Annotated in this window: 23 protein-coding genes; 10 read left to right on the forward strand and 13 right to left on the reverse strand. The window is 70.2% G+C overall.

Annotated elements, in window-relative coordinates:
- Positions 1–35: 35 nt before the first annotated feature.
- From ACFWEE_RS00845 to ACFWEE_RS00855, 3 genes are all read right to left on the reverse strand, one after another.
- Complete coding sequence (locus tag ACFWEE_RS00845; RefSeq protein ID WP_386885418.1) at positions 36–803, reverse strand: IclR family transcriptional regulator; 768 nt, start codon at positions 801–803, stop codon at positions 36–38.
- Positions 804–1163: 360 nt separating this feature from the next.
- Positions 1164–1385 carry a DUF5326 family protein gene (locus ACFWEE_RS00850; RefSeq protein ID WP_386885191.1) on the reverse strand — a complete coding sequence of 74 codons (222 nt, stop codon included), beginning with the start codon at positions 1383–1385 and terminating at the stop codon, positions 1164–1166.
- 242 nt (positions 1386–1627) lie between these two features.
- Positions 1628–1945 (reverse strand): cupin domain-containing protein, encoded by a 318-nt coding sequence (locus ACFWEE_RS00855; protein WP_386885192.1) that lies wholly within the window; start codon positions 1943–1945, stop codon positions 1628–1630.
- Positions 1946–2026: 81 nt separating this feature from the next.
- Here ACFWEE_RS00855 and ACFWEE_RS00860 point away from each other — a divergent pair, with 81 nt between their 5' ends.
- The 3 genes from ACFWEE_RS00860 (at position 2027) to ACFWEE_RS00870 (ending at position 4310) form a co-directional block, all read left to right on the forward strand.
- Entirely contained in the window at positions 2027–2404 is a 378-nt protein-coding gene (locus ACFWEE_RS00860; protein WP_327176782.1) for a phage holin family protein, read from the forward strand.
- A gap of 84 nt (positions 2405–2488) precedes the next feature.
- Positions 2489–3613 carry a cystathionine gamma-lyase gene (locus tag ACFWEE_RS00865; protein ID WP_386885193.1) on the forward strand — a complete coding sequence of 375 codons (1125 nt, stop codon included), beginning with the start codon at positions 2489–2491 and terminating at the stop codon, positions 3611–3613.
- Between the two features lie 217 nt (positions 3614–3830).
- A complete protein-coding gene (locus tag ACFWEE_RS00870; RefSeq protein ID WP_386885194.1) occupies positions 3831–4310 on the forward strand; it encodes an NUDIX domain-containing protein in 480 nt (159 codons plus the stop codon).
- Positions 4311–4329: 19 nt separating this feature from the next.
- On the opposite strand, the gene ACFWEE_RS00875 is transcribed toward ACFWEE_RS00870, so the two are convergent.
- Positions 4330–4929, reverse strand: a complete 600-nt coding sequence (locus ACFWEE_RS00875) for an FAD-binding oxidoreductase (RefSeq protein WP_386885195.1) — start codon at positions 4927–4929, stop codon at positions 4330–4332.
- Between the two features lie 687 nt (positions 4930–5616).
- Here ACFWEE_RS00875 and ACFWEE_RS00880 point away from each other — a divergent pair.
- Entirely contained in the window at positions 5617–6513 is an 897-nt protein-coding gene (locus ACFWEE_RS00880) for a GNAT family N-acetyltransferase (protein ID WP_386885196.1), read from the forward strand.
- Between the two features lie 88 nt (positions 6514–6601).
- Here ACFWEE_RS00880 and ACFWEE_RS00885 read toward each other — a convergent pair whose 3' ends face one another.
- The gene (locus ACFWEE_RS00885; RefSeq protein WP_386885197.1) at positions 6602–7030 is read right to left on the reverse strand and encodes a heme-binding protein; all 429 of its coding nucleotides are present in this window, start codon (positions 7028–7030) and stop codon (positions 6602–6604) included.
- Between the two features lie 70 nt (positions 7031–7100).
- Complete coding sequence (locus ACFWEE_RS00890) at positions 7101–8312, reverse strand: MFS transporter (RefSeq protein WP_386885198.1); 1212 nt, start codon at positions 8310–8312, stop codon at positions 7101–7103.
- Between the two features lie 138 nt (positions 8313–8450).
- Here ACFWEE_RS00890 and ACFWEE_RS00895 point away from each other — a divergent pair, with 138 nt between their 5' ends.
- Entirely contained in the window at positions 8451–8909 is a 459-nt protein-coding gene (locus tag ACFWEE_RS00895; RefSeq protein ID WP_386885199.1) for a MarR family winged helix-turn-helix transcriptional regulator, read from the forward strand.
- A 172-nt stretch (positions 8910–9081) separates the two neighbouring features.
- Positions 9082–9534 carry a GNAT family N-acetyltransferase gene (locus ACFWEE_RS00900; RefSeq protein ID WP_386885201.1) on the forward strand — a complete coding sequence of 151 codons (453 nt, stop codon included), beginning with the start codon at positions 9082–9084 and terminating at the stop codon, positions 9532–9534.
- 82 nt (positions 9535–9616) lie between these two features.
- Here ACFWEE_RS00900 and ACFWEE_RS00905 read toward each other — a convergent pair whose 3' ends face one another.
- Positions 9617–10999 carry a serine hydrolase domain-containing protein gene (locus ACFWEE_RS00905; protein WP_386885203.1) on the reverse strand — a complete coding sequence of 461 codons (1383 nt, stop codon included), beginning with the start codon at positions 10997–10999 and terminating at the stop codon, positions 9617–9619.
- Positions 11000–11150: 151 nt separating this feature from the next.
- Positions 11151–12617, reverse strand: a complete 1467-nt coding sequence (gene dnaB / locus ACFWEE_RS00910; RefSeq protein ID WP_327180066.1) for a replicative DNA helicase — start codon at positions 12615–12617, stop codon at positions 11151–11153.
- 476 nt (positions 12618–13093) lie between these two features.
- Between dnaB and ACFWEE_RS00915 the strand changes: the two genes are divergently transcribed.
- Positions 13094–14431 (forward strand): MATE family efflux transporter, encoded by a 1338-nt coding sequence (locus tag ACFWEE_RS00915; RefSeq protein WP_386885204.1) that lies wholly within the window; start codon positions 13094–13096, stop codon positions 14429–14431.
- Between the two features lie 291 nt (positions 14432–14722).
- On the opposite strand, the gene rplI is transcribed toward ACFWEE_RS00915, so the two are convergent.
- The 4 genes from rplI to rpsF form a co-directional block, all read right to left on the reverse strand.
- Positions 14723–15169 carry a 50S ribosomal protein L9 gene (rplI, locus tag ACFWEE_RS00920; protein WP_266706586.1) on the reverse strand — a complete coding sequence of 149 codons (447 nt, stop codon included), beginning with the start codon at positions 15167–15169 and terminating at the stop codon, positions 14723–14725.
- Between the two features lie 18 nt (positions 15170–15187).
- Entirely contained in the window at positions 15188–15424 is a 237-nt protein-coding gene (rpsR, locus tag ACFWEE_RS00925; RefSeq protein ID WP_003967857.1) for a 30S ribosomal protein S18, read from the reverse strand.
- Positions 15425–15468: 44 nt separating this feature from the next.
- Positions 15469–16065, reverse strand: coding sequence for a single-stranded DNA-binding protein (locus ACFWEE_RS00930; protein WP_386885206.1), 597 nt, complete (start codon positions 16063–16065; stop codon positions 15469–15471).
- A 68-nt stretch (positions 16066–16133) separates the two neighbouring features.
- A complete protein-coding gene (rpsF, locus tag ACFWEE_RS00935; RefSeq protein ID WP_266706588.1) occupies positions 16134–16424 on the reverse strand; it encodes a 30S ribosomal protein S6 in 291 nt (96 codons plus the stop codon).
- A 275-nt stretch (positions 16425–16699) separates the two neighbouring features.
- On the opposite strand from rpsF, the gene ACFWEE_RS00940 reads away from it, so the two are divergent.
- From ACFWEE_RS00940 to ACFWEE_RS00950, 3 genes are all read left to right on the forward strand, one after another.
- The gene (locus ACFWEE_RS00940) at positions 16700–17026 is read left to right on the forward strand and encodes a hypothetical protein (RefSeq protein ID WP_386885208.1); all 327 of its coding nucleotides are present in this window, start codon (positions 16700–16702) and stop codon (positions 17024–17026) included.
- A gap of 198 nt (positions 17027–17224) precedes the next feature.
- Positions 17225–18343, forward strand: a complete 1119-nt coding sequence (locus ACFWEE_RS00945) for a peptidoglycan bridge formation glycyltransferase FemA/FemB family protein (protein WP_327176794.1) — start codon at positions 17225–17227, stop codon at positions 18341–18343.
- A 107-nt stretch (positions 18344–18450) separates the two neighbouring features.
- Positions 18451–19482 (forward strand): alanine racemase, encoded by a 1032-nt coding sequence (locus tag ACFWEE_RS00950; protein ID WP_386885210.1) that lies wholly within the window; start codon positions 18451–18453, stop codon positions 19480–19482.
- 29 nt (positions 19483–19511) lie between these two features.
- Here ACFWEE_RS00950 and ACFWEE_RS00955 read toward each other — a convergent pair whose 3' ends face one another.
- Positions 19512–21011 carry a glycosyltransferase family 87 protein gene (locus ACFWEE_RS00955; protein WP_386885211.1) on the reverse strand — a complete coding sequence of 500 codons (1500 nt, stop codon included), beginning with the start codon at positions 21009–21011 and terminating at the stop codon, positions 19512–19514.
- Positions 21012–21084: the final 73 nt, after the last annotated feature.

A 21084-nucleotide genomic window follows, 5' to 3' on the forward strand; every position in this document is an offset into this window, starting at 1 on the left:
GGTGCACGCGATAGCAGATCACAAGGAGTGATTTTTCAGATACTGATAGAGAACACGAACGAACGCAAGAGTCGCGCCACTTCGCCACGTAGTTGTTCGACTGCGGGGAGCAACTGGTCCTGCCGGTCCAGGGGTAGAGAAATGGCCATCGCGGCGACGGCCGAACCTGCGGTGATGGGGATGGCGGCGCAGACCGTTCCGAGTGCGTACTCCTGTCGCTCAATGACAGGTTTCGTGCGCTCCATCGAACGCAATCGCTCAAGTAGGACCGGGCGATCTCGCACTGAGTAACGGGTCAGCGGACGCACCGGATGGCGGAGCAGATGGTCCTCCCGCGCCTTCTCGTCGAGCTGTCCGAGCAGGCATTGGCCCAGCGCGTGGGCGTGCCCGGTCTCGGCGAAGGGGGCCCACTCGTCGACCGCGGGCGTCTCGGCCGAGTCCGCCACGGCGATCAGCTCGATCTCGCCCTCGCGGTAGACGGCGCAGTACACCGGGGCCCCCAGCTCGTCGCACCAGCGCGCGAGCGAGTCGTTGAGCCTGCCGCGCCTGCTCTCCTCGGCCGCCCGGCCGGACATCCGCTCGACGGCGGCACCGAGGACGAAGACACCGTTCTCCCGCCGGAGGTAGCCCTCGTGAGCCAGGGTGCGCAGCAGGTGGTAGGTCGTCGGCAGGGGCAGCCCCGCTTCCCGCGCGAGCTGCTTGGCGGGAGCGCCGTCCTGATGGGCGCCCACCGCCTCCAGCAGTCTCAGGGCCCGCTGGACCGAACCGATCAGCGTCGGGACAGTGGTCGATGCCGTGGTCACGGTCACCCCCAGGCATGGTGACGGGCGGTCAGCCCTCCCGTGGAGGCCGCCCCCACGGGCGTGCCGCGAGCCCGGGGCACACACTCGACTGTCGCGGAACCATTGGTCAGGATGGTGACGGACAGTTACTTCCCAGACGGCGGCAGCAAACCGTCACTGTAGCCGCAGGGGCCATTCGTGGGGTGGTTTCCGGCCCCGCTTAGCTCTGCCGGGCTAATCCACGCCACTCTCCGTGATCATCGTGCGCCGGCGGCCACCCCGGCGGACCCACGGCAGTCACCTCGCGGGTAACGGGCCGGACGAGGTGACGACCCCACCGGCTCGCCGGCTCACCGACGTCACCGACGTCACCGGCCGCGCCTACCAGTCGCGCCGGGAGTCCGAGGAGGACGAGAAGAACTTCCGTACGACGAAGATCAGACCGCCGACGAGGACGACGAACAGCAGCAGCTTGAAGAGCAGGGTGACCACGAAGGTCACCACGCTGGCGATCAGCCCGCCGAACACCGCGATCGCGATCACCGGCACCGCGATCCACTTCACCCACCAGGGCATACCCGCGAATATCTCCCGGACCGCCATCGTCCTACCTCGTCTCTCGTGTCCCTGTCCCGCCGGACCGGGGGTTCCCGGTCCCGGTCCCCGGCCTCCCCGGTCGCCCACACCGATGCTAGAGCGGCGGGAGGGGCGACGGGCGGTCCGCGTCCCCCGGTCTCCCCTGACCGGTCCCCTAGGGTCCGCACCGGGTCGGTCCCCGGGTCGGACCCCCGGACCAGGTCTCCGGGCCGGGCGTCCGGGTCAGGACTCCGGGTCGGGCGTCCGGGTCAGGACTCCGGCGGGGAGAAGACCACCATGACGCGCAGGTCCTCGGTGATGTGGTGGAACTTGTGGGCCACACCGGCCGGCACGTACACGACGCTTCCCCGGCCCACCTGGGTCGTCTCCATGCCGACGGTGATCGACGCACGCCCGCTGACGACGAAGTACACCTCGTCCTGTCCGTGCGGGCTCTGCGGATCGAGGGACCCGGCGTCCAGCGCGTACAGCCCCACGGACATGTTCCGCTCGCGGAGGAACTGCAGATAGGCGCCGTCGTTGGCGGCTCGTTCCGCTTCCAGCTCGTCGAGCCTGAAGGCCTTCATACGCGGTGCGCCCCTCGTGGTCGTCCGGGGTTCCCGTACGGACGGTGTACCCCGTGGTCGGTGTCTGCCACGATCAGACACATGAAGAATTTCGTAGTCAAGACGACCGCCAACGCAGCCGCTCTGGCGGTGGCCATCTGGCTGCTCCAGGACATCACGCTGACCGGTACGGGCACCGGTCGGAAGGTCCTCACCCTCGTCCTGGTCGCGCTCCTCTTCGGCCTGGTCAACTTCCTCGTCAAGCCGGTCGTCAAGCTCCTCACGCTGCCACTCTTCATCCTCACCCTGGGTCTGATCACCCTGGTCGTCAACGCCCTCATGCTGAAGCTGACTTCCTCGCTGGCCGGAGCGGTCGACCTGAGCTTCCACGTGGACGGCTTCTGGACGGCCGTGCTCGGCGGCCTGATCGTCTCCGTGGTCTCCTGGGCCCTGCACGTCGTCCTCCCCGACGAGGACTGAGACACCCCGACGGTGTTCGCTCCCGGGCTGAGAAGGTGCGTACAAGCACCGGCGACGGCCCGGGAAGGACACAAGGAGCGCAGCATGAGCACCATCGGCGACGGTACGAGGGCGGTACGGGCGGGTCTCCCCGAGCCGCAGCAGTACGAGCCCACTCTTCCCGGACCGGTCTTCGCCGCGCACTTCCACCTCTCGGGGGAACCGGTCGGGCCGTACACCTACGGCCGGGAGACCAACCCGACGTGGACGCACCTGGAGAAGGCCATAGGTGAGCTGGAAGCGCCGGGGGAGGAGGTCGTGACGACCGTCTTCGCCTCGGGCATGGCCGCGATCTCGGCCGTCCTGTTCTCCCAGACCCGCGCGGGCGACATCGTGGTCCTCCCGAACGACGGCTACCAGGCGCTGCCGCTCGTACGGGAGCAGCTTGAGGCGTACGGCGTGGAGGTCCGCACCGCGCCCACCGGCGGCGACGCCCAGCTGGCCGCCCTCGAGGGGGCCAAGCTGCTCTGGATCGAGACCCCGTCCAACCCGGGCCTCGACGTCTGCGACGTCCGCAAGCTGGTCGAGGCGGCCCACGCGGGCGGCACCCTGGTGGCCGTCGACAACACCCTCGCCACCCCGATCGGCCAGCGGCCCCTCGACCTGGGCGCCGACTTCGCGGTGGCCAGCGACACCAAGGGCATGACCGGCCACGGCGACATCCTGCTCGGCCACGTGACCTGCCGCGACGCCGACCTCGCCGCGGGGGTCCGCCGCTGGCGCAAGGTGGTCGGCGCGATCCCCGGCCCCATGGAGGCCTGGCTCGCGCACCGTTCGCTCGCCACGCTCCAGCTGCGTATCGAGCGCCAGTGCGCCACCGCGCTGACCCTGGCCGAGGCGCTCACCAAGCGCTCCGAGGTGACCGGGCTGCGCTACCCGGGGCTCCCCTCCGACCCCTCGTACCCCGTCGCCGTACGGCAGATGCGGCGCTTCGGCTCCGTGGTCTCGTTCGAGCTGGCCGACCGGGAGACCGCCGAACGCTTCCTGGAGGCGCTGCGGCTGGTCGACGACGCCACGAGCTTCGGCGGTCTGCGGTCCACCGCTGAGCGGCGCGGGCGCTGGGGCGGCGACGCGGTGTCCGAGGGCTTCGTCCGCTTCTCGGTCGGCGCCGAGGACCCTGAGGACCTGCTCGCCGACGTGGCTCAGGCCCTGGACGCGGCCACCCGCTGACCGTTCGGCCGGCGGGGCGCGCCGGCTGCGGCTCCGGTGCGCGTGGAGGGACTTCTCCGTGCGCACCGGAGCCTTTTCGGTCTCCGGGAGCGCGTCGGCGCTGTGCCTCCCGGCACCGCGCGGGCGCGTCCGGGCGGCGGGCGGATGCTGCCGCCCGCCGTCCGGACCACGGGTCGCCGGGAGTTTCAGAAGGGTGTCGGCGGGCCACTCTCTTGCCATGACCGAACGCCCTGTGGTCAAGCGCACCGCACGCGCCATCCTGCTGGACGGCGACCAACTCGTCCTGATCAAGCGGACCAAGCCGGGGGTGGACCCCTACTGGGTGACGCCCGGCGGTGGGGTCGAACCCGAGGACGCGACCGTCGTCGACGCCCTGCACCGCGAGATCGACGAGGAGCTGGGCGCCAAGATCGTCGATGTGGTGCCCTGTTTCGTCGACACCGTCGAGCACATCGCGGACGGAGGGGCGGCGGGGGTGAAGGTCCAGCACTTCTTCGTCTGCCGGCTGGCCTCGATGGACCTCTCCAAACGTCACGGCCCCGAGGTCGAGGCCCCCAGCGGCGAGTACGAGATCGTCCGGATCCCCTTCAGCCGGGTCGGGATCGCCGCCGTCCATCTCGTCCCCCTCTCCCTCCGCCACTACCTGGACGGCAACATCGAGGGCGTACGGGCCATGCACGCGCCCGACCTGGGCTGATCGCCCGACCTGGGCCGATTCAGCCCTGACCGGGCAGCACCGGCTCCTCGACCGGGTCGTGGTGGATGCGCTCCTGCGGTAGGCCCGCGTCCCGAAGGGCCCGCACCCCGCTGCGGATCATGCCGGGCGGACCCGCCAGATAGGCGTCCCGTTCGTTCCACGGTCCCGTCTCCCGTACCGCTTCCGGGATCTCGCCGGTCCGGCCGCGGGTCGGGCCGGCGGCGACCACCGGGTGCACGGCGAGCCAGGGGTAGGTCCGCTGGAGCCGGAGCATGGCGTCGAGGTCGTAGAGGTCGCGCTCGCTGCGGGCCCCGCAGAAGACGTCGACGCGTCGGCGGTCGCCGTGTTCGGCGACGTCCTCCACCAGTGCCCTGACGGGCGCCATCCCGGTACCGCCGCCGAGGCAGAGCAGCGCGGTGTGCGTGGTGTGGTCGACCGTCGTCGTCCCCGCCGGGGCGCCGAGCCGCAGCACGTCCCCCGGCTCCGCCCGGTGGACCAGGGCCCGGGAGACCCAGCCCGCCCGGACCGCCCTGACGTGGAAGGTGAGCAGGCCGTCGGGGCGCGGCGCGGAGGCGAAGGAGTACGGCCGCCAGACCCGCGGCCACCAGGGCGTCTCCACCGCCGCGTACTGCCCGGCGAGATAGGGGTAGGCGCGATGCGGTCAGCAGGGCGCGGAAGAGCCGCTCGCGCTGTACGTCCATGGCGGCCGGGAACATCTCGCGCAGTTCGGGGCGGTGCAGGAAGAGCACCGCGTAGAAGTGCGCCGTGGCCCGGTCGGCGCTCGGGCCGATCTCCGCAAGACTGCGCCGGATCAGGACCGCGTCGGCGGACGGAGTGCCGTCCCGCGGAGGGGCTGAGTCCCGGGAGCCGGCTGCCTGCCGGGTGGCGGCCCGCCGCGCGCGGGGCGGCGGTGGTGCGGTGGGCGGCTGCGGGGATCCGGCAGCCGGGTTACTGGTCGGAGCGTCCATGACTGTGCCTCGCCTCGAACTGTTCTCGGTCGACTGACTGGCCCGACACGGTGCGCGGCTCCCCGGTCCGCAGTCTGCCGGATCCTCCGGCACAACGGGCGCATAACGGGAATTCCGGCCCGTTCGCAGCAGAGTGGCGCGCCCGGAGCGCATGTTTCACGTGAAACAGGGGCTCGGACGCCTCGCCACCGGACCCGTACGCTTCCCCGCACCGGCGCCCGGCTCGGTGCCGGGAGGCGTACGGGCGGCGAGCCGCCCGGAACCGGCGCGGAAAACCTTGGCGAAGGAAGAGACAAAACGGTGGACGGGCCCCCTCGGTGTCGGAGAGCCTGGCTCCCATGCCCAGCATCCGGCGCGGCCTGCCCGACGACCTGCCCATCCGGCACCTCACCCGCGGCGACCTGGTCGCCTGTGCCGATCTCAGCGAGGACCGGGGCTGGCCCCGGGACGAACACCGATGGAGCCTGCTCCTCGGGGCGGGCACGGCGTACGGCATCGACGACCCCGGCGGAAAGGGGCTGGCCGCCGCCTGCGTGGTGACCTCCTACGTGCCGTCGCACGCCGCGCTCGGCATGATGCTGGTCGCGGAGCGGTTCGCCCGGCGGGGCCTGGGCCGCCGTCTGCTCCTGCAGGTCCTCGCGGAACACGGAGAGACCCCGCTGACCCTCTTCGCGACGGACCAGGGACGACCCCTCTACGAAGGGCTCGGCTTCACCGCCGTGGGGAGTGTGGAGCGGTCCGTCGGACGGTTCCTGCCGGAGAGCACCCCGGCGCAGGTCACCGGAGGGACGCCCGGCTCGCCCGCTCCGACGACGCGTCGGGCGACGGCCCGGGATCTCCCGGCGATCGTGGCGCTCGACGCCTCGGTCTTCGGGGCGGAGCGGACGCAGATGCTCGCTCGGCTGCCCGCCTTCTCGGACCACTTCCGGGTCGCCGAGCGGGCCGGCGAGCTGGTGGGGTTCGCCGCGCTCTGGCCGAGCGACGGAAGCCATGTGCTCGGGCCGCTCGTCGCACCGGACACGGAAACCGCGAAGGCGCTGGTGGCCTCGCTCGCCTCGGAGACGGACCTCGTGCTGCGGACGGAGATCGACACCCGCCACACCGAGCTGCGTGACTGGCTCGCCGCACGCGGGCTCGCTGCCGTGTCCCGTACGGCGGTGATGACCAGGGGGTGCCAGGACGTGCCCGGCGACTGGACCCGCAGGTTCGCGCCGCTGACCGTCGCGACCGGCTGACCGGCCGGCCGCCGCCCCGAGAGTGCGGCAACGCCCCGACGCCCCGCGGCCGTACCGGCAGCGTGGCGTCGGGGCGTTCGGAAGGCCGTCAGACCAGCGAGGCCACGGCGCCGGTGGCGAACGCGTGGTCCTGCTCGGGGGCGCCGCCGCCGACACCCACGGCACCGATCAGCTGACCGTCGCGGTGCACCGGCACGCCGCCCGCGATGAAGAGCAGCGGGCGGTCGAGCGCGGTGGTGAGCGAGTGGAAGATCCCGCCGGGCTGGACGGCGTCCACGAGGTCGGCGGTGGGGGAGTTCAGCTGCAGGGCGGTGTAGGCCTTGCGGGTGCTGGTCTCGCCCGCGATGAGAACGGCGCGGTCGTCCCGGCGGAAGGCAAGCAGGTTCCCGCCCGCGTCGAGCACGGTGACGGCGCCGGCGACGCCGGCCGCCTCGGCGGCGGTGCGGACCGCCGCGATCAGGGCCTCCGCGTCCTCGATGGTGAGCGGCGTGACGGCGGTGCGGGTGGTGGTGCTCATGGAGTTCTCCTGCGTGATCCGTGTGGGTGGTGGGGTGCGGGCGGCCGTGGGGGCCGCCGGGAGGGGTGAGTCAGGACCGGGCGCCGGTCGCGGCGGCCCGTTCGGGGGTGTGGGAGGCGACGATCCGGCCGTCCCGTGCCTGGCTGCGTTCCAGCAGACCGGAGACGACGGCCAGGATCAGAGCGGCTCCCGCGAGTGCGGCGCCGACCCAGTTGGGTGCGGTGTAGCTGAAGCCGGCCGCGATCACCATGCCGCCGAGCCAGGCGGAGAGCGCGTTGCCCAGGTTGAACGCGCCGATGTTGACCGCGGAGGCCAGGGTCGGAGCACCCGATGCCTGGTCCAGCACCCGCTTCTGCAGCGGCGGCACGGTGGCGAATCCCAGGGCGCCGATGAGAACGACGGTGACGGCTGCGGCGCCCTTGTTGTGCGCGGTCAGAGTGAAGAGGGCCAGCACGACGGCGAGCGCCCCGAGCGTGACGAAGAGCATCGGCATCAGATGCCGGTCCGCGAACTTCCCGCCCAGCAGGTTGCCGACGACCATGCCGATCCCGAAGAGAACCAGCAGCCAGGTGACCGAGGACGGTGCGAAACCGGCGACCCGGGTCATCATCGGGGTGATGTAGGTGATCGCGGCGAAGACGCCGCCGAAGCCCAGCACCGTCATGGCCATGGCCAGCAGGACCTGGACGTTCCGGAACGCCGCCAGCTCATGACGGAGCCGTACGCCTTCGGGGCGGGGCTGCTCCGGCACGAGCTTCGCCACACCGAGCAGGCCGAGCACACCGAGGGCGGCGACGACGAGGAAGGTGACCCGCCAGCCGGCCGTCTGACCGATGTACGTGCCCAGCGGGACACCGACCACGTTGGCGACGGTGAGTCCGGTGAACATCAGGGCGATGGCACCGGCCTTCTTCTGAGGGGCCACCAGGTCGGCCGCGACGACCGATCCGATGCCGAAGAAGGCTCCGTGGGCGAGCGAGGCGATCACCCGTCCGACGATCATGACGCCGAAGACCGGGGCCAGGGCCGACACGACGTTGCCGATGATGAAGAGGCCCATCAGCAGCATCAGCATGCGCTTGCGGCTGACCTTGGTGCCCAGCAGCGTCATGAGCGGGGCGCCCACGACCACACCGAGCGCGTACCCCGTGACCAGGAAGCCCGCGGTCGGGATGGACACCTGGAAGTCCGCGGCCACCTCGGGGAGCAGCCCCATGATCACGAACTCGGTGGTCCCGATTCCGAAAGCCCCGATGGCGAGGGCGAGGAGCGCTAGCGGCATGGGTTCACCTCTCCTGAAGATTGCGTCTGCGCCTTACAAGCGTCAACAATAATTGCAGACGCTGGTTAATTGCAAACGCGGGCTATTGCATGCGTCCCCTATCCTGGAGGCAAGCAGCTCCCGCACGGAGGAGAGACGATGACCGCCACGGACCCCGCCCTGACTGCCCTGGCCCAGGGGTGGTGCGCTCTTTCCCTGCTGCACGGGAGGATCGAGGCGCACATCGAGCGGGCTCTGCAGGCCGGTCACGACCTCAGCGTCCGCGAATACTCCCTGCTCGACGTCCTGAGCCGGCAGCACCAGGGCCCCGGCGGCCATCTCCAGATGAAGCAGGTGGCCGACGCGGTCGTGCTGAGCCAGAGCGCCACCACACGCCTGGTGACTCGTCTGGAGGACAGGGGACTGCTCACCCGGTATCTCTGCGACACGGACCGCCGGGGCATCTACACCGACGTGACCGAAGCGGGCCTCACTCTGCTCACCGAGGCCCGGCCCACCAACGACTCCGCACTGAGGGCCGCGCTGGACGAAGCGGCCGAGCAGCCCGAACTGGCGCCCCTCGTCAGGGCCGTCGAGGGACTCAAGGTTCCGGCTTAGGCGGTCTCGGGCGGACCCGGGCCGGACACCACCTGGTGCCGGACGCCGCCCGACCCGCCCCGGGCGGACGGCGTCACTTTCGGCATACGCCCCACCGGTCGTGCCTGACCAGGAGTACCGCCCGGGCGGGGAGAGATTTTCCTCGTGGCACGCCCTGCGTAGGGTGCCGATCATGACGGAACTGCTGATACGGCCCGCGACCTTGGCCGACGTCCCGGCCATCGTCTCGATGCTCGCCGACGATCCCCTGGGCGCGCAGCGCGAGTCGCCCGACGACCTCTCACCGTACGAGAAGGCGTACCGCAGGCTCGCGGACGACGCGAACCAGCGTCTGGTGGTCGCCGTACGGGGCGACCGGGTGGTGGGCACGGCCCAACTCACCATCATCCCCGGCCTGTCGCGGCGTGGTGCCACCCGTTCCGTCATCGAGGGCGTCCGGGTGCACAGCGAGGAACGCGGCAACGGACTCGGCACCCGTTTGATCCAGTGGGCTGTGGACGAATCCCGGCGCCAGGAATGCCAGTTGGTCCAGCTGACCTCCGACGCGACCCGGACGGACGCGCACCGCTTCTACGAGCGTCTCGGCTTCACCCCGAGTCACGTGGGCTTCAAGCTCGCGCTCTGAACACCTCGCTCGCCCCCGCGCCCCGTCCGGTCGGGCGTTTCACGTGAAACGCCGGACCGGACGGGCGGATCCCACACGGCCCTCAGCGGGCCAGCCCTCGCCACCCCTCCGGGTCCACACCCCCGGGGATGTCCGCCGCCGGATCGTACGGCTCACGGGTGAAGACGAAGGAGCCCAGATCCAGATGGGCCACCGATCCGTCGTCGTTCCTGACGATCCTCAGCCGCTCCCCCGCGTGGTACCCGCTGAGCCCGGTCCAACCGCCGTCCCGCTCCGCCCGGAACTTCGCACCCCGCCCGGTCCCCGTCAACGGAGCCAGCTCCAGATCGCGGTCGTCGAGCAGCGTCACCACGTACCGCTGGGTGCCCCAGTACCAGGGCCCCGTCAGGGCCAGCAGTTCCTGGTCGACCTCGGGCAGCGGGCGCCACGGCTCCGGGATGCGGGGCTCGGCCTCCGCGACGATCCGTACGAGGTCCTGCGCCACCTCGGTGATGGGCGGCCCCGAGGTCGCGTTGGTGAGCACCACGGCGGCCACGTCGTCCTCCGCGCACACCCAGAGACAGGCCAGGAACCCGGGCAGTGAGCCGGAGTGCCCGAAGAGAGTGCGCCCGTCCCTGCGAACGACCTGGAGCCCGAGCCCGTACGTACCCGTCCAGTCGCCGCTTTCGAGCGGCACCGAGGGCGCCCGCATCTCCCGGACCGAGGCAGCGCTCAGGACCCGGTCGTCCCCCTCGGCGAGGAAGCCCGCGAAGGTGAGCAGGTCCCCCACGGTCGACCAGAGCTGCCCGGCCGGGGCCATCAGCCCCAGATCGTGGCTCGGCTCGGGCAGCATCACGTCGGCCCACGGGTGTACGGCCCAGCCTCCCGCGTGCGGCGCCCGGGGCTCCACACTCGTACGACGCATCCCCAGCGGCTCCAGGATCTCGCGACGCAGCAGCACCTCCCAGGAGTCACCGCGTACGGCCTCGACGAGGGAACCCAGCACGGTGTATCCGGGATTCGAGTAGTGGTGGCGGAGACCGGCCGGGTGCCGGACGGGCTGCTCGCCGAGGACGGCGGCCAGGTCCGGCCGGGTCTCCCCGGGCGTCCGCTCCCACCACGGCGACGGGGTCTCGGCGGTGATCCCGGCGCCGTGGCCGAGGAGCTGACGAATGCTGACGCCTCCGACACCGGAACCCGGCAGGTGCTTCTCCACCTGGTCGTCCAGATCGAGCAGCCCCTCGTCCCTCAGCCGGAGCACCAGCACGGCCGTGAAGGTCTTGGTGATCGAACCGATCCGGTACTGGGTGTCGCTGTCGGGCTCGTGTCCGTCGACACAACTGCGCCCCGCGCTCCAGCCGATCCGCCCGTCCCGGCGCACTCCGGCCACCATCGAGGGCGTGCGCCCTTCCCGCTGGGCGGTGGCGGTGCGGTGCAGCAGGGCCCGGCGGGTGGCCGGCAGCAGCTCTTCGTTCCATGACGTCATGGAACGAAGAATGGTGGAGAAGAGCGCCACCCCGCGAATCCTGTCCGTGCCGAGGCGTCAGGGCGCGTACCCCGGTCGGGAACGAGCGGACGCGGCGGACCACCAGGACGGTATGCCCCTCGTCCGGCCCGGGATCCCGACAGGCGACGGATCAGGTCTGGGCCATGTCCACGAAGCGGGAGTAGTGGCCCTGGAAGGCCACCGTGATCGTCGCGGTGGGGCCGTTACGGTGCTTGGCGACGATCAGGTCCGCCTCACCGGCGCGGGGCGATTCCTTCTCGTACGCGTCCTCACGGTGCAGCAGGATGACCATGTCGGCGTCCTGCTCGATGGAGCCGGACTCACGGAGGTCGGAGACCATCGGCTTCTTGTCCGTGCGCTGCTCGGGCCCTCGGTTCAGCTGGGAGAGCGCGATCACCGGGAGCTCCAGCTCCTTGGCGAGGAGCTTGAGGTTTCGGGACATGTCCGAAACCTCCTGCTGGCGGCTCTCGGCGCGCTTGGCACCGCCGGACTGCATCAGCTGGAGGTAGTCGATGACCACCAGCTTCAGGTCGTTGCGCTGCTTCAGACGACGGCACTTCGCCCGGATCTCCATCATGGAGAGGTTGGGCGAGTCGTCGATGTACAGCGGAGCCGCCGACACGTCCGGCATCCGCCGGGCCAGCCGCGTCCAGTCCTCGTCCGTCATCGTGCCCGAGCGCATGTGGTGCAGCGCCACCCGTGCCTCCGCCGAGAGCAGACGCATCGCGATCTCGTTCCGCCCCATTTCCAGGGAGAAGATCACGCTGGGAAGGTTGCCCTTGATCGAGCAGGCACGGGCGAAGTCCAGCGCCAGGGTCGACTTGCCCATGGCGGGACGGGCGGCGATGACGATCATCTGACCGGGGTGCAGACCGTTGGTCAGCGCGTCGAGGTCGGTGAATCCGGTGGGTACACCGGTCATCTCCCCGCTGCGGGAGCCGATCGCCTCGATCTCGTCGAGCGCCCCCTCCATGATGTCGCCGAGCGGCAGGTAGTCCTCGCTGGTGCGCTGCTCGGTGACGGCGTAGATCTCGGCCTGGGCGGAGTTGACGATCTCGTCGACGTCCCCGTCGGCCGCGTAGCCCATCTGTGTGATCTTCGTACCGGCTTCGACCAGGCGCCGCAGGACGGCACGCTCATGGACGATCTCGGCGTAGTACGAGGCGTTCGCCGCGGTCGGCACCGACTGGACGAGGGTGTGGAGGTACGGAGCACCGCCGACCTTGGTGATCTCGCCGCGCCGGACGAGTTCGGCGGCGACCGTGATCGGGTCGGCAGGCTCGCCCTTGGCATAGAGGTCGAGGATGGCCGTGAAGACGGTCTCGTGCGCGGGGCGGTAGAAGTCGTGCCCCTTGATGACCTCCACGACCTCCGCGATGGCGTCCTTGGAGAGCAGCATGCCGCCGAGCACCGACTGCTCGGCGTCCAGGTCCTGAGGGGGAACCCGCTCGAACCCCGGAGAACCCGAGTCCCAGCCGCTGTCGCGCCCCCGGTCGTGCTGGTCGTCCCGCCCGCCGCGCTCACCGCGCTCACCGCGACGCTGGCGGGAGACAGGCAGCCGGTCGCTGGGACCGACGTCGGCCCAGGGCTCGTCCAAAGGCTCGGGAATGCTCACCGGGCCACCTCCTCCCGTCCGCTTCGCGGACCTAGCCATGCCACTCTTTCTTACGGCACGGCACCGACAAACAGGACACCCGACTCCGCTTCCGGCGCTTCGATTTCAACGCGTTCGCGGGCACGGTCGGAGTACGGGCGACGGTCCACGGTAGGCCGCTCCGCACCGTCAGCCAATCTGGTTATCCACAGGGCATGTGGACGAGTGACCAGATGCTGTGGAGAAGTCCGCCGATCCTGTGCACGGACCGGGGGACAGCGTTGTGGACAAACTCATAGCCTCGGCATGGACACGGCTCTGACCTGGCTTTTTTCCGTCCACTGACTGTGGGGGAGAAAAACTTTCCCGCTTCGCTCAAGATCATCGCGAACGGGGCGTGGCCCCGCGCACAACCCTGGGGAAAGTAAGGGCCACAAAGGGCTTGCATGTATTACCTGTGGAAGATTGGATTGGCTCTCATGACCAAGGCCCCCGCGACAACCGCATCCGGTCGCCGACGGCACGACCGAGAGATCATCACACTCGCCGTGCCCGCCTTCGGCGCACTCGTGGCCGAGCCCCTCTTCCTCATGGTGGACAGCGCGATCGTGGGCCACCTCGGCACCCGGCAGCTGGCCGGGCTCGGGGTGTCCGCCGCTCTCCTGTCGACCGCTGTCAGCGTCTTCGTCTTCCTCGCCTACGCCACCACCGCCGCTGTCGCCCGCCGCCTCGGCGCGGGCGATCTCGCCTCCGCGATCCGGCAGGGCATGGACGGCATCTGGCTCGCCCTGCTCCTCGGCGCCCTGGTGGTCGCCGCCGTTCTCCCCACCGCCCCATGGATCGTCGATGCCTTCGGCACGTCCTCGACGGCGGCCCCGTACGCAACGACCTATCTCCGCATCTCGACGCTCGGCATACCGGCCATGCTCGTCGTACTGGCGGCGACCGGAGTGCTGCGCGGGCTGCAGGACACCCGCACTCCGCTCTACGTCGCCATCGGCGGCTTCTCCGCCAACGCCGTCCTCAACGCGGTCCTGGTCTACGGCGCCGGCCTCGGCATCGCGGGGTCCGCCTGGGGCACCGTGATCGCGCAGCTGGGGATGGCCGCCGCCTACCTGACCGTGGTCGTCCGGGGAGCCCGTCGGCACAAGGCATCGCTCCGACCCGACGCGGCGGGCATCCGCGCGAGCGCCCAGGCCGGGGTTCCCCTGCTGATCCGCACGCTCTCGTTGCGCGCGGTGCTGGTCATCGCCACCGCGGTCGCGGCCCGCCTCGGCGACGTGGACATCGCGGCGCACCAGATCGTCCTCTCGCTCTGGACCCTCGCCGCCTTCGCCCTGGACGCCATCGCCATCGCTGGTCAGGCGATCATCGGGCGGTATCTCGGCGCCGACGACGCGAAGGGTGCGCGGGAGGCGTGCCGCCGGATGGTGGAGTGGGGCCTCGCCGCAGGGGTGGTGCTCGGCGCGCTCATCGTGGTCGCACGACCCCTCTTCATCCCCCTCTTCACCAGCGACTCGTCCGTGCGCGACACCCTGCTGCCCGCGCTGCTGGTGGTGGCGGTCTCCCAGCCGGTAGCGGGCGTGGTCTTCATCCTGGACGGCGTGCTCATGGGCGCCGGTGACGGGCGCTACCTGGCGTTGGCCATGCTCGTCACCCTGGCCGTCTTCGCCCCGGTCGCCCTGCTGATCCCCACCCTCGGCGGCGGGCTCACCGCACTCTGGTGGGCCATGAACCTGATGATGGCCGTCCGCCTGATCACCCTCTGGCTGCGCGCCCGCTCGGGACGCTGGGTCGTCACCGGCGCCACCCGCTGATCCGGGACTCGGGGCGCCGGGCTGCCCGGAGCATGGCTCAGAGCCCAGGGGCTCAGTCTCGAAAGGCATGTTTCACGTGAAACAGCCGGACCTTCCACAGAAGGCCATGTTTCACGTGAAACAGCCCCGTGGCAACGCCCCCACGGAACGACCGCACGGAGCGCCTCCACGGAACGACTCCATGTGAAGCGACTCCACGTGAAGCGACCTCATGGAATCGACCTCATGGAAACGACGAAGGGCCGTACCCCGCAGGGTACGGCCCTTCACCTAACTCGTACGAGCACTGCCTCAGGCAGCGACAACCTCGACGCCGAGCTGCGCCGCAACCTCAGGGTGCAGGCGCACGGACACCTGGTGTCCGCCAAGGGTCTTGATCGGCGAACCGAACTCGACACGACGCTTGTCGACCTCCGGGCCACCGGCAGCCTTGATCGCCGAGGCGACGTCGGCCGGGGTGACGGAGCCGAAGAGGCGGCCGGCGTCGCCGGAGCGAACAGCCAGACGGACCTTCACGGACTCGAGCTTGGCCTTGATCTCGTTGGCCTGCTCGATCGTCGCGATCTCGTGGATCTTGCGGGCGCGGCGGATCTGCGCCACGTCCTTCTCGCCGCCCTTGGTCCAGCGGATGGCAAAGCCACGCGGGACCAGGTAGTTGCGAGCGTATCCGTCCTTGACGTCGACGACGTCGCCGGCGGCACCGAGGCCAGTGACCTCGTGGGTGAGGATGATCTTCATGTTTGCGTCACCCTTCCCTTATCGCGCGGTGGACGTGTAGGGCAGCAGCGCCATCTCACGGCTGTTCTTGACTGCCGTGGCGACGTCACGCTGGTGCTGCGTGCAGTTGCCGGTAACGCGGCGGGCACGGATCTTGCCGCGGTCGGAAATGAACTTCCGCAGCATGTTCGTGTCCTTGTAGTCCACGTACTGGGTCTTGTCCTTGCAGAACGCGCAGACCTTCTTCTTAGGCTTGCGCACAGGCGGCTTCGCCATGGTGTTTCTCCTGTGTGATCAAGAAGTGGGGGTACGAGCCGGACCTAGAAAGGAGGCTCGTCCGAGTAGCCGCCGCCGCTGGAACCGCCGGAGCTTCCGCCCCAGCCGCCCTGGCCCCCGCCCTGCTGGCCGCCGGAGGGTGCGCCGGTCGCCCACGGGTCGGCGTCGGGAGCGCCGCCGCCGCCCTGCTGGCCACCGCCACCGGGACCGCCGCCCCAGTTGCCGCCGCCCTGCTGGCCGCCGCCGTATCCACCCTGGCCGCCCTGGCCGCCTCGACCAGCGGTCTTGGTGACCTTGGCCGTGGCGCTCTTCAGGCTGGGGCCGACCTCGTCGACATCCAGCTCGTAGACCGTGCGCTTGATGCCCTCACGGTCCTCGTAGGACCGCTGCTTCAGCCGGCCCTGCACAATGACGCGCATGCCTCGCTGAAGCGACTCCGCGACGTTCTCCGCCGCCTGACGCCAGACCGAGCAGGTGAGGAACAGGCCTTCGCCGTCCTTCCACTCATTGGTCTGCCGGTCGAAGATGCGGGGTGTGGACGCGACACGGAACTTCGCGACCGCCGCACCGGACGAGGTGAAGCGCAGCTCGGGGTCGTCGACGAGATTGCCGACGACCGTGATGACGGTCTCGCCTGCCATGGATGAACCTCTCGGCGGGGATTGCTTGCTGCTTGCTACTCGGACCCGATGACCGCTGAGCTAGATGCTCAGTGGGTCTCGGGACGGAGGACCTTGGTCCGGAGGACCGACTCGTTCAGGTTCATCTGGCGGTCGAGCTCCTTGACGACCGCAGGCTCGGCCTGCAGGTCGAGGACCGAGTAGATGCCCTCGGGCTTCTTCTTGATCTCGTAAGCGAGCCGACGACGGCCCCAGGTGTCGACCTTCTCAACCTTTCCGTTGCCCTCGCGGACGACGGAGAGGAAGTTCTCGATCAGGGGAGAGACAGCGCGCTCCTCCAGATCGGGGTCGAGGATGACCATCACCTCGTAGTGACGCATGTGGAACCCACCTCCTTTGGACTCAGCGGCCACGGTCGTTCCGTGGCAGGAGGGTCGTGATGCGTACGCATCGGTGTCCGTCGGGCGAAACAGGGGCTCGGCGGGCTTCTCGGGGAGAGCGCCGCCGGGCAGCCTCAAGGCAGACACCGGTGCAGACCGTACAGACTACCTGCCATGGACCCCCGGGTTGAAATCCAGGGCCAAGGATGCGCAATCTGTACATATCGGATGTGAGCGGCGTCTCAGCGCGCCGCCCCTTCGGCAGGAGGCATTTCATGGCCCAGGTAGCGCACACCCGCCCGCGGAACCGCCCCACCGGCTCCCTCTTCGCCACGGACGGCAGGCCCCATCCCCTCCAGGACACCCTGATGGTGGTGACCGGGGTCCTCGGCGTCCTCGCCTTCGTGACGGCCATGTTCCACAACCTGCACCTGCTCAGCTCGTGGGCCGGGCTCATCGGCATCCTGGTCGGCGGCTACGGGATGTGGATCTCCCGGACGACCTGGGAGCGGTTCGCCCTGATCATGGGGATCGGCTCCTCCGCGGTCGGCTTCTACCTCGGAATGGCCCACGGAGGGCTGTTCGGCGGCGTGATCAGCTGACCACCGCGTTCCGGTCCTCGGCCGGTCCACGGCGTTCCCGTCAGGGCCCCGGCGGCAACCCCGCCGGGGCCCTCGCGACACCGGCTCGCGGCCAAGTGCCGTACGGGCCAGAACGGGCGCTCCCCGCTCACAGTAGGCTTCGGCGCGAGAGCCGGAGCCCCTGACCGATGGGGACACACCTGCCGAGGAGCGCCCCGCATGAGCCTGACCCTGAGGACCATCAGCCGCGAGCAGCATCTGGCGTACATCCAGAGCCTGCCCGCGGCCAGTCACTGCCAGGTCCCGGCGTGGGCTGACGTGAAGACGGAGTGGCGGTCGGAGAGCCTCGGCTGGTTCGACAAGACCGGTCAGATCGTCGGCGCCGGACTGGTGCTGTACCGACAGCTCCCCAAGATCAAGCGGTACCTCGCCTACCTCCCCGAGGGCCCGGTCATCAACTGGTACGCGCCCAACCTGGACGAGTGGCTCCAGCCGATGCTCGCCCACCTCAAGCAGCAGGGCGCCTTCTCCGTGAAGATGGGTCCCCCGGTCGTGATCCGCCGGTGGGACTCCACCGCCATCAAGGCCGGCATCCAGGACCCGGACGTGAAGCGTCTGCGGGACGTCGAGGCGACGGTCATCGAGCCGCGGGCGTTCGAGGTCGCGGACCGGCTGCGCAAGATGGGCTGGCAGCAGGGCGAGGACGGCGGCGCCGGCTTCGGTGACGTGCAGCCCCGTTTCGTCTTCCAGGTACCGCTGGCGAACCGCTCCCTTGAGGACGTCCTCAAGGGCTTCAACCAGCTGTGGCGCCGCAACATCAAGAAGGCCGACAAGGCGGGTGTCGAGGTCGTCCAGGGCGGCTACGAGGACCTCGCGGAGTGGCAGCGGCTGTACGAGATCACGGCCGTGCGCGACCACTTCCGCCCGCGCCCCCTCTCGTACTTCCAGCGCATGTGGTCCGTCCTCAACTCCGAGGACCCCAACCGGATGCGGCTGTACTTCGCCCGCCACAACGGGGTCAACCTCTCGGCCGCGACCATGCTCGTCGTCGGCGGACACGTCTGGTACTCCTACGGAGCCTCCGACAACATCGGACGCGAGGTCCGGCCCTCCAACGCCATGCAGTGGCGCATGCTGCGCGACTCGTACGCGATGGGTGCGACCGTCTACGACCTGCGCGGCATCAGCGACTCGCTCGACGAGACCGACCACCTCTTCGGCCTGATCCAGTTCAAGGTCGGCACCGGCGGCGAAGCCGTCGAGTACGTCGGCGAGTGGGACTTCCCGCTCAACAAGCTCCTGCACAAGGCGCTCGACATCTACATGTCGCGGCGCTGACGCGACGGGTCCGGCGAACGACCGGGCCCGTTCGCTCCGTTGGATCCCTCCGTACGTTCTGCGATCTTCAGACACACCGCAGCCACCAGAAAGGTTCCGGGCCGGCCATGGCGCTCTCCCTCTACGTCGACACCGCGCGCTGGCGGGCGCACCAGAAGTCCGTGATCGACCAGTTCCCGGGGCTCGTACCGGTCTGCAAGGGCAACGGTTACGGCTTCGGGCACGAGCGCCTGGCCGACGAGGCCATCCGCTTCGGCTCGGACATGCTGGCCGTCGGGACGACCTACGAGGCGGCCCGGATCAAGGACTGGTTCAGCGGCGACCTGCTCGTCCTCACCCCGTTCCGGCGGGGCGAGGAGCCGGTTCCGCTGCCCGACCGGGTGATCCGCTCGGTCTCCTCCGTGGACGGGGTGCACGGACTCGTCGGCGCCCGGGTCGTCATCGAGTGCATGAGCTCGATGAAGCGCCACGGGGTCAAGGAGGAGGAGCTGGGGCAGCTCCACGCCGCCATAGAGGACGTACGTCTCGAAGGCTTCGCGCTGCACCTCCCGCTGGACCGCACCGACGGTTCCGACGCGGTGGAGGAGGTCATCGGCTGGATGGACCGGCTGCGCAACGCCCGGCTTCCGCTGCACACCATGTTCGTCAGCCACCTCAAGGCGGCGGAGCTCGCCCGGCTGCAGCTGCAGTTCCCGCAGACCCGCTTCCGTGCCCGCATCGGTACCCGGCTCTGGCTCGGCGACCACGAGGCCACCGAGTACCGCGGTGCCGTGCTGGACGTGACCCCCGTCGTCAAGGGCGACCGCTTCGGCTACCGGCAGGGCAAGGCCGCCTCGGACGGCTGGCTGGTGGTCGTCGCCGGGGGTACGTCGCACGGGGTCGGCCTCGAGGCCCCCAAGGCCCTGCACGGCGTGATGCCGCGCGCCAAGGGCGTCGCCCGCGCCGGACTGGCCACGGTCAACCGCAACCTCTCGCCGTTCGTCTGGTCGGGCAAGCAGCGCTGGTTCGCCGAGCCGCCGCACATGCAGGTGTCGATCCTGTTCGTGCCGTCGGACGCGCAGGAACCGCGGGTCGGCGACGAGCTCGTGGCCCATCTGCGCCACACGACGACGCAGTTCGACCGTCTCGTCGAGCGCTGACACGACCCCGGGGCCGGGGCCGGCCGGCGTCAGTCGCCGGCCCCGCCGCCGCGCACCGCTCCCCAGTCCGCCGGCTCGCCCCAGAACTCCTCCTCGTCGCGCTCCCGGCTGCCCAGGGGAGCCAGTACGAACACGTCCGGCGCTCCGTCGAGAACACCGCCCGAGGGGTCGTCCGAGCCGTCCTGCCGCACCGCGTCCCGGTCCGGCCGCAGGATGTCCCGCACGACCAGGGCGACGAGGTAGAGCGTGCCCAGCAGGTGCAGGACGACGGCGAGCTGGTAGCCGTCCTGCGGCAGCCCCTGGTGCTTGTCCCCGCTGCTCGAATAGGCGAGGTACATCCAGATGCCGAGGAAGTACAGCACCTCGCACGCCTGCCAGATCAGGAAGTCCCGCCAGCGCGGACGCGCCAGAGCGGCGAGCGGGATGAGCCAGAGCACGTACTGCGGTGAGTAGACCTTGTTCGTCAGGACGAAGGCCGCTACCACGAGGAAGGCGAGCTGGGCGAACCTCGGCCGGTGCCGCCCGGCGAGCACCAGCGCCGCGATGCCGAGACAGCAGAGCGCCATCAGCACCACCGAGGCCGTGTTGACCACGGAGACCTCGATGGGCCGTTCGATGCGCTGCGAGAGGACCAGCCAGAACGACCCGAAGTCGACGGAGCGCTCCTGGCTGAACGTGTAGAACTTCTTCCACCCCTCGGGGGCGTACAGCATCACCGGCAGGTTCACCACCAGCCAGGCCGCCGCGGCCGAGAACGCGGCGACGAGGAACGGGCGCCACTTCCCCGCGCGCCAGCAGAGCAGCAGCAGCGGTCCGAGCAGCAGGACGGGGTACAGCTTCGCCGCCGTCGCCAGGCCGATCAGGACACCGAAGGCGACCGCCCGCCCGCGCGACCACATGAGCATCGCGGCGGCGGTCAGGGCGACGGCCAGCAGATCCCAGTTGATCGTCGCGGTGAGCGCGAAGGCGGGCGCCAGGGCGACCAGCAGCCCGTCCCAGGGGCGGCGGCGGTGGGTGCGCGCGACGCACACGACCGCGACGGCCGCGCAGATCATCAGCAGGCCCGCGTTGACGAGCCAGTACATCTGCTCGCGCTGCATCATCGGGTCGCTGTCCGGGGTGAGCGTGAGCCAGGAGGCGACCTGCATGAACAGCCCGGTCAGGACCGGGTATTCGAGGTACTGCATGTCGCCGCCGAGCCGGTCGAAGTACGGCAGCAGCCCGTCCGCGAAGCCCCGCCCGACGAACAGGTGGGGGATGTCGGAGTAGCAGGCGTGCGTGTACTGCGAGCTGGCGCCCCTGAACCAGGCCCAGTTGTAGCAGGGGAGTTTCTGCACCATGCCGAGCGCGAACATCCCGATCGCCACCAGGGCGACCACGCGCACGGCCGTCAGCCCTCCGCCTCCGAACCGCGCGAACCGGCCCGCCGGTCCGCCGATCAACTCGCTGCCCGCAGCGGCGATCTCGTCCCGTCGCGTGGGTGCGACGGCCCGCTCCTGGTCCTCGATGGTCTCTTCTGCGCTTGGCATGCGCCACATCCTGCCGTACGGGGCTGTGCGGGAGGCGGGGGACCGCCGGACACGGCGGAGGGCCGCCCGCACC

This window comes from Streptomyces sp. NPDC060184 (assembly GCF_042728795.1).
In the GTDB taxonomy this organism is placed as follows: Bacteria; Actinomycetota; Actinomycetes; order Streptomycetales; family Streptomycetaceae; genus Streptomyces.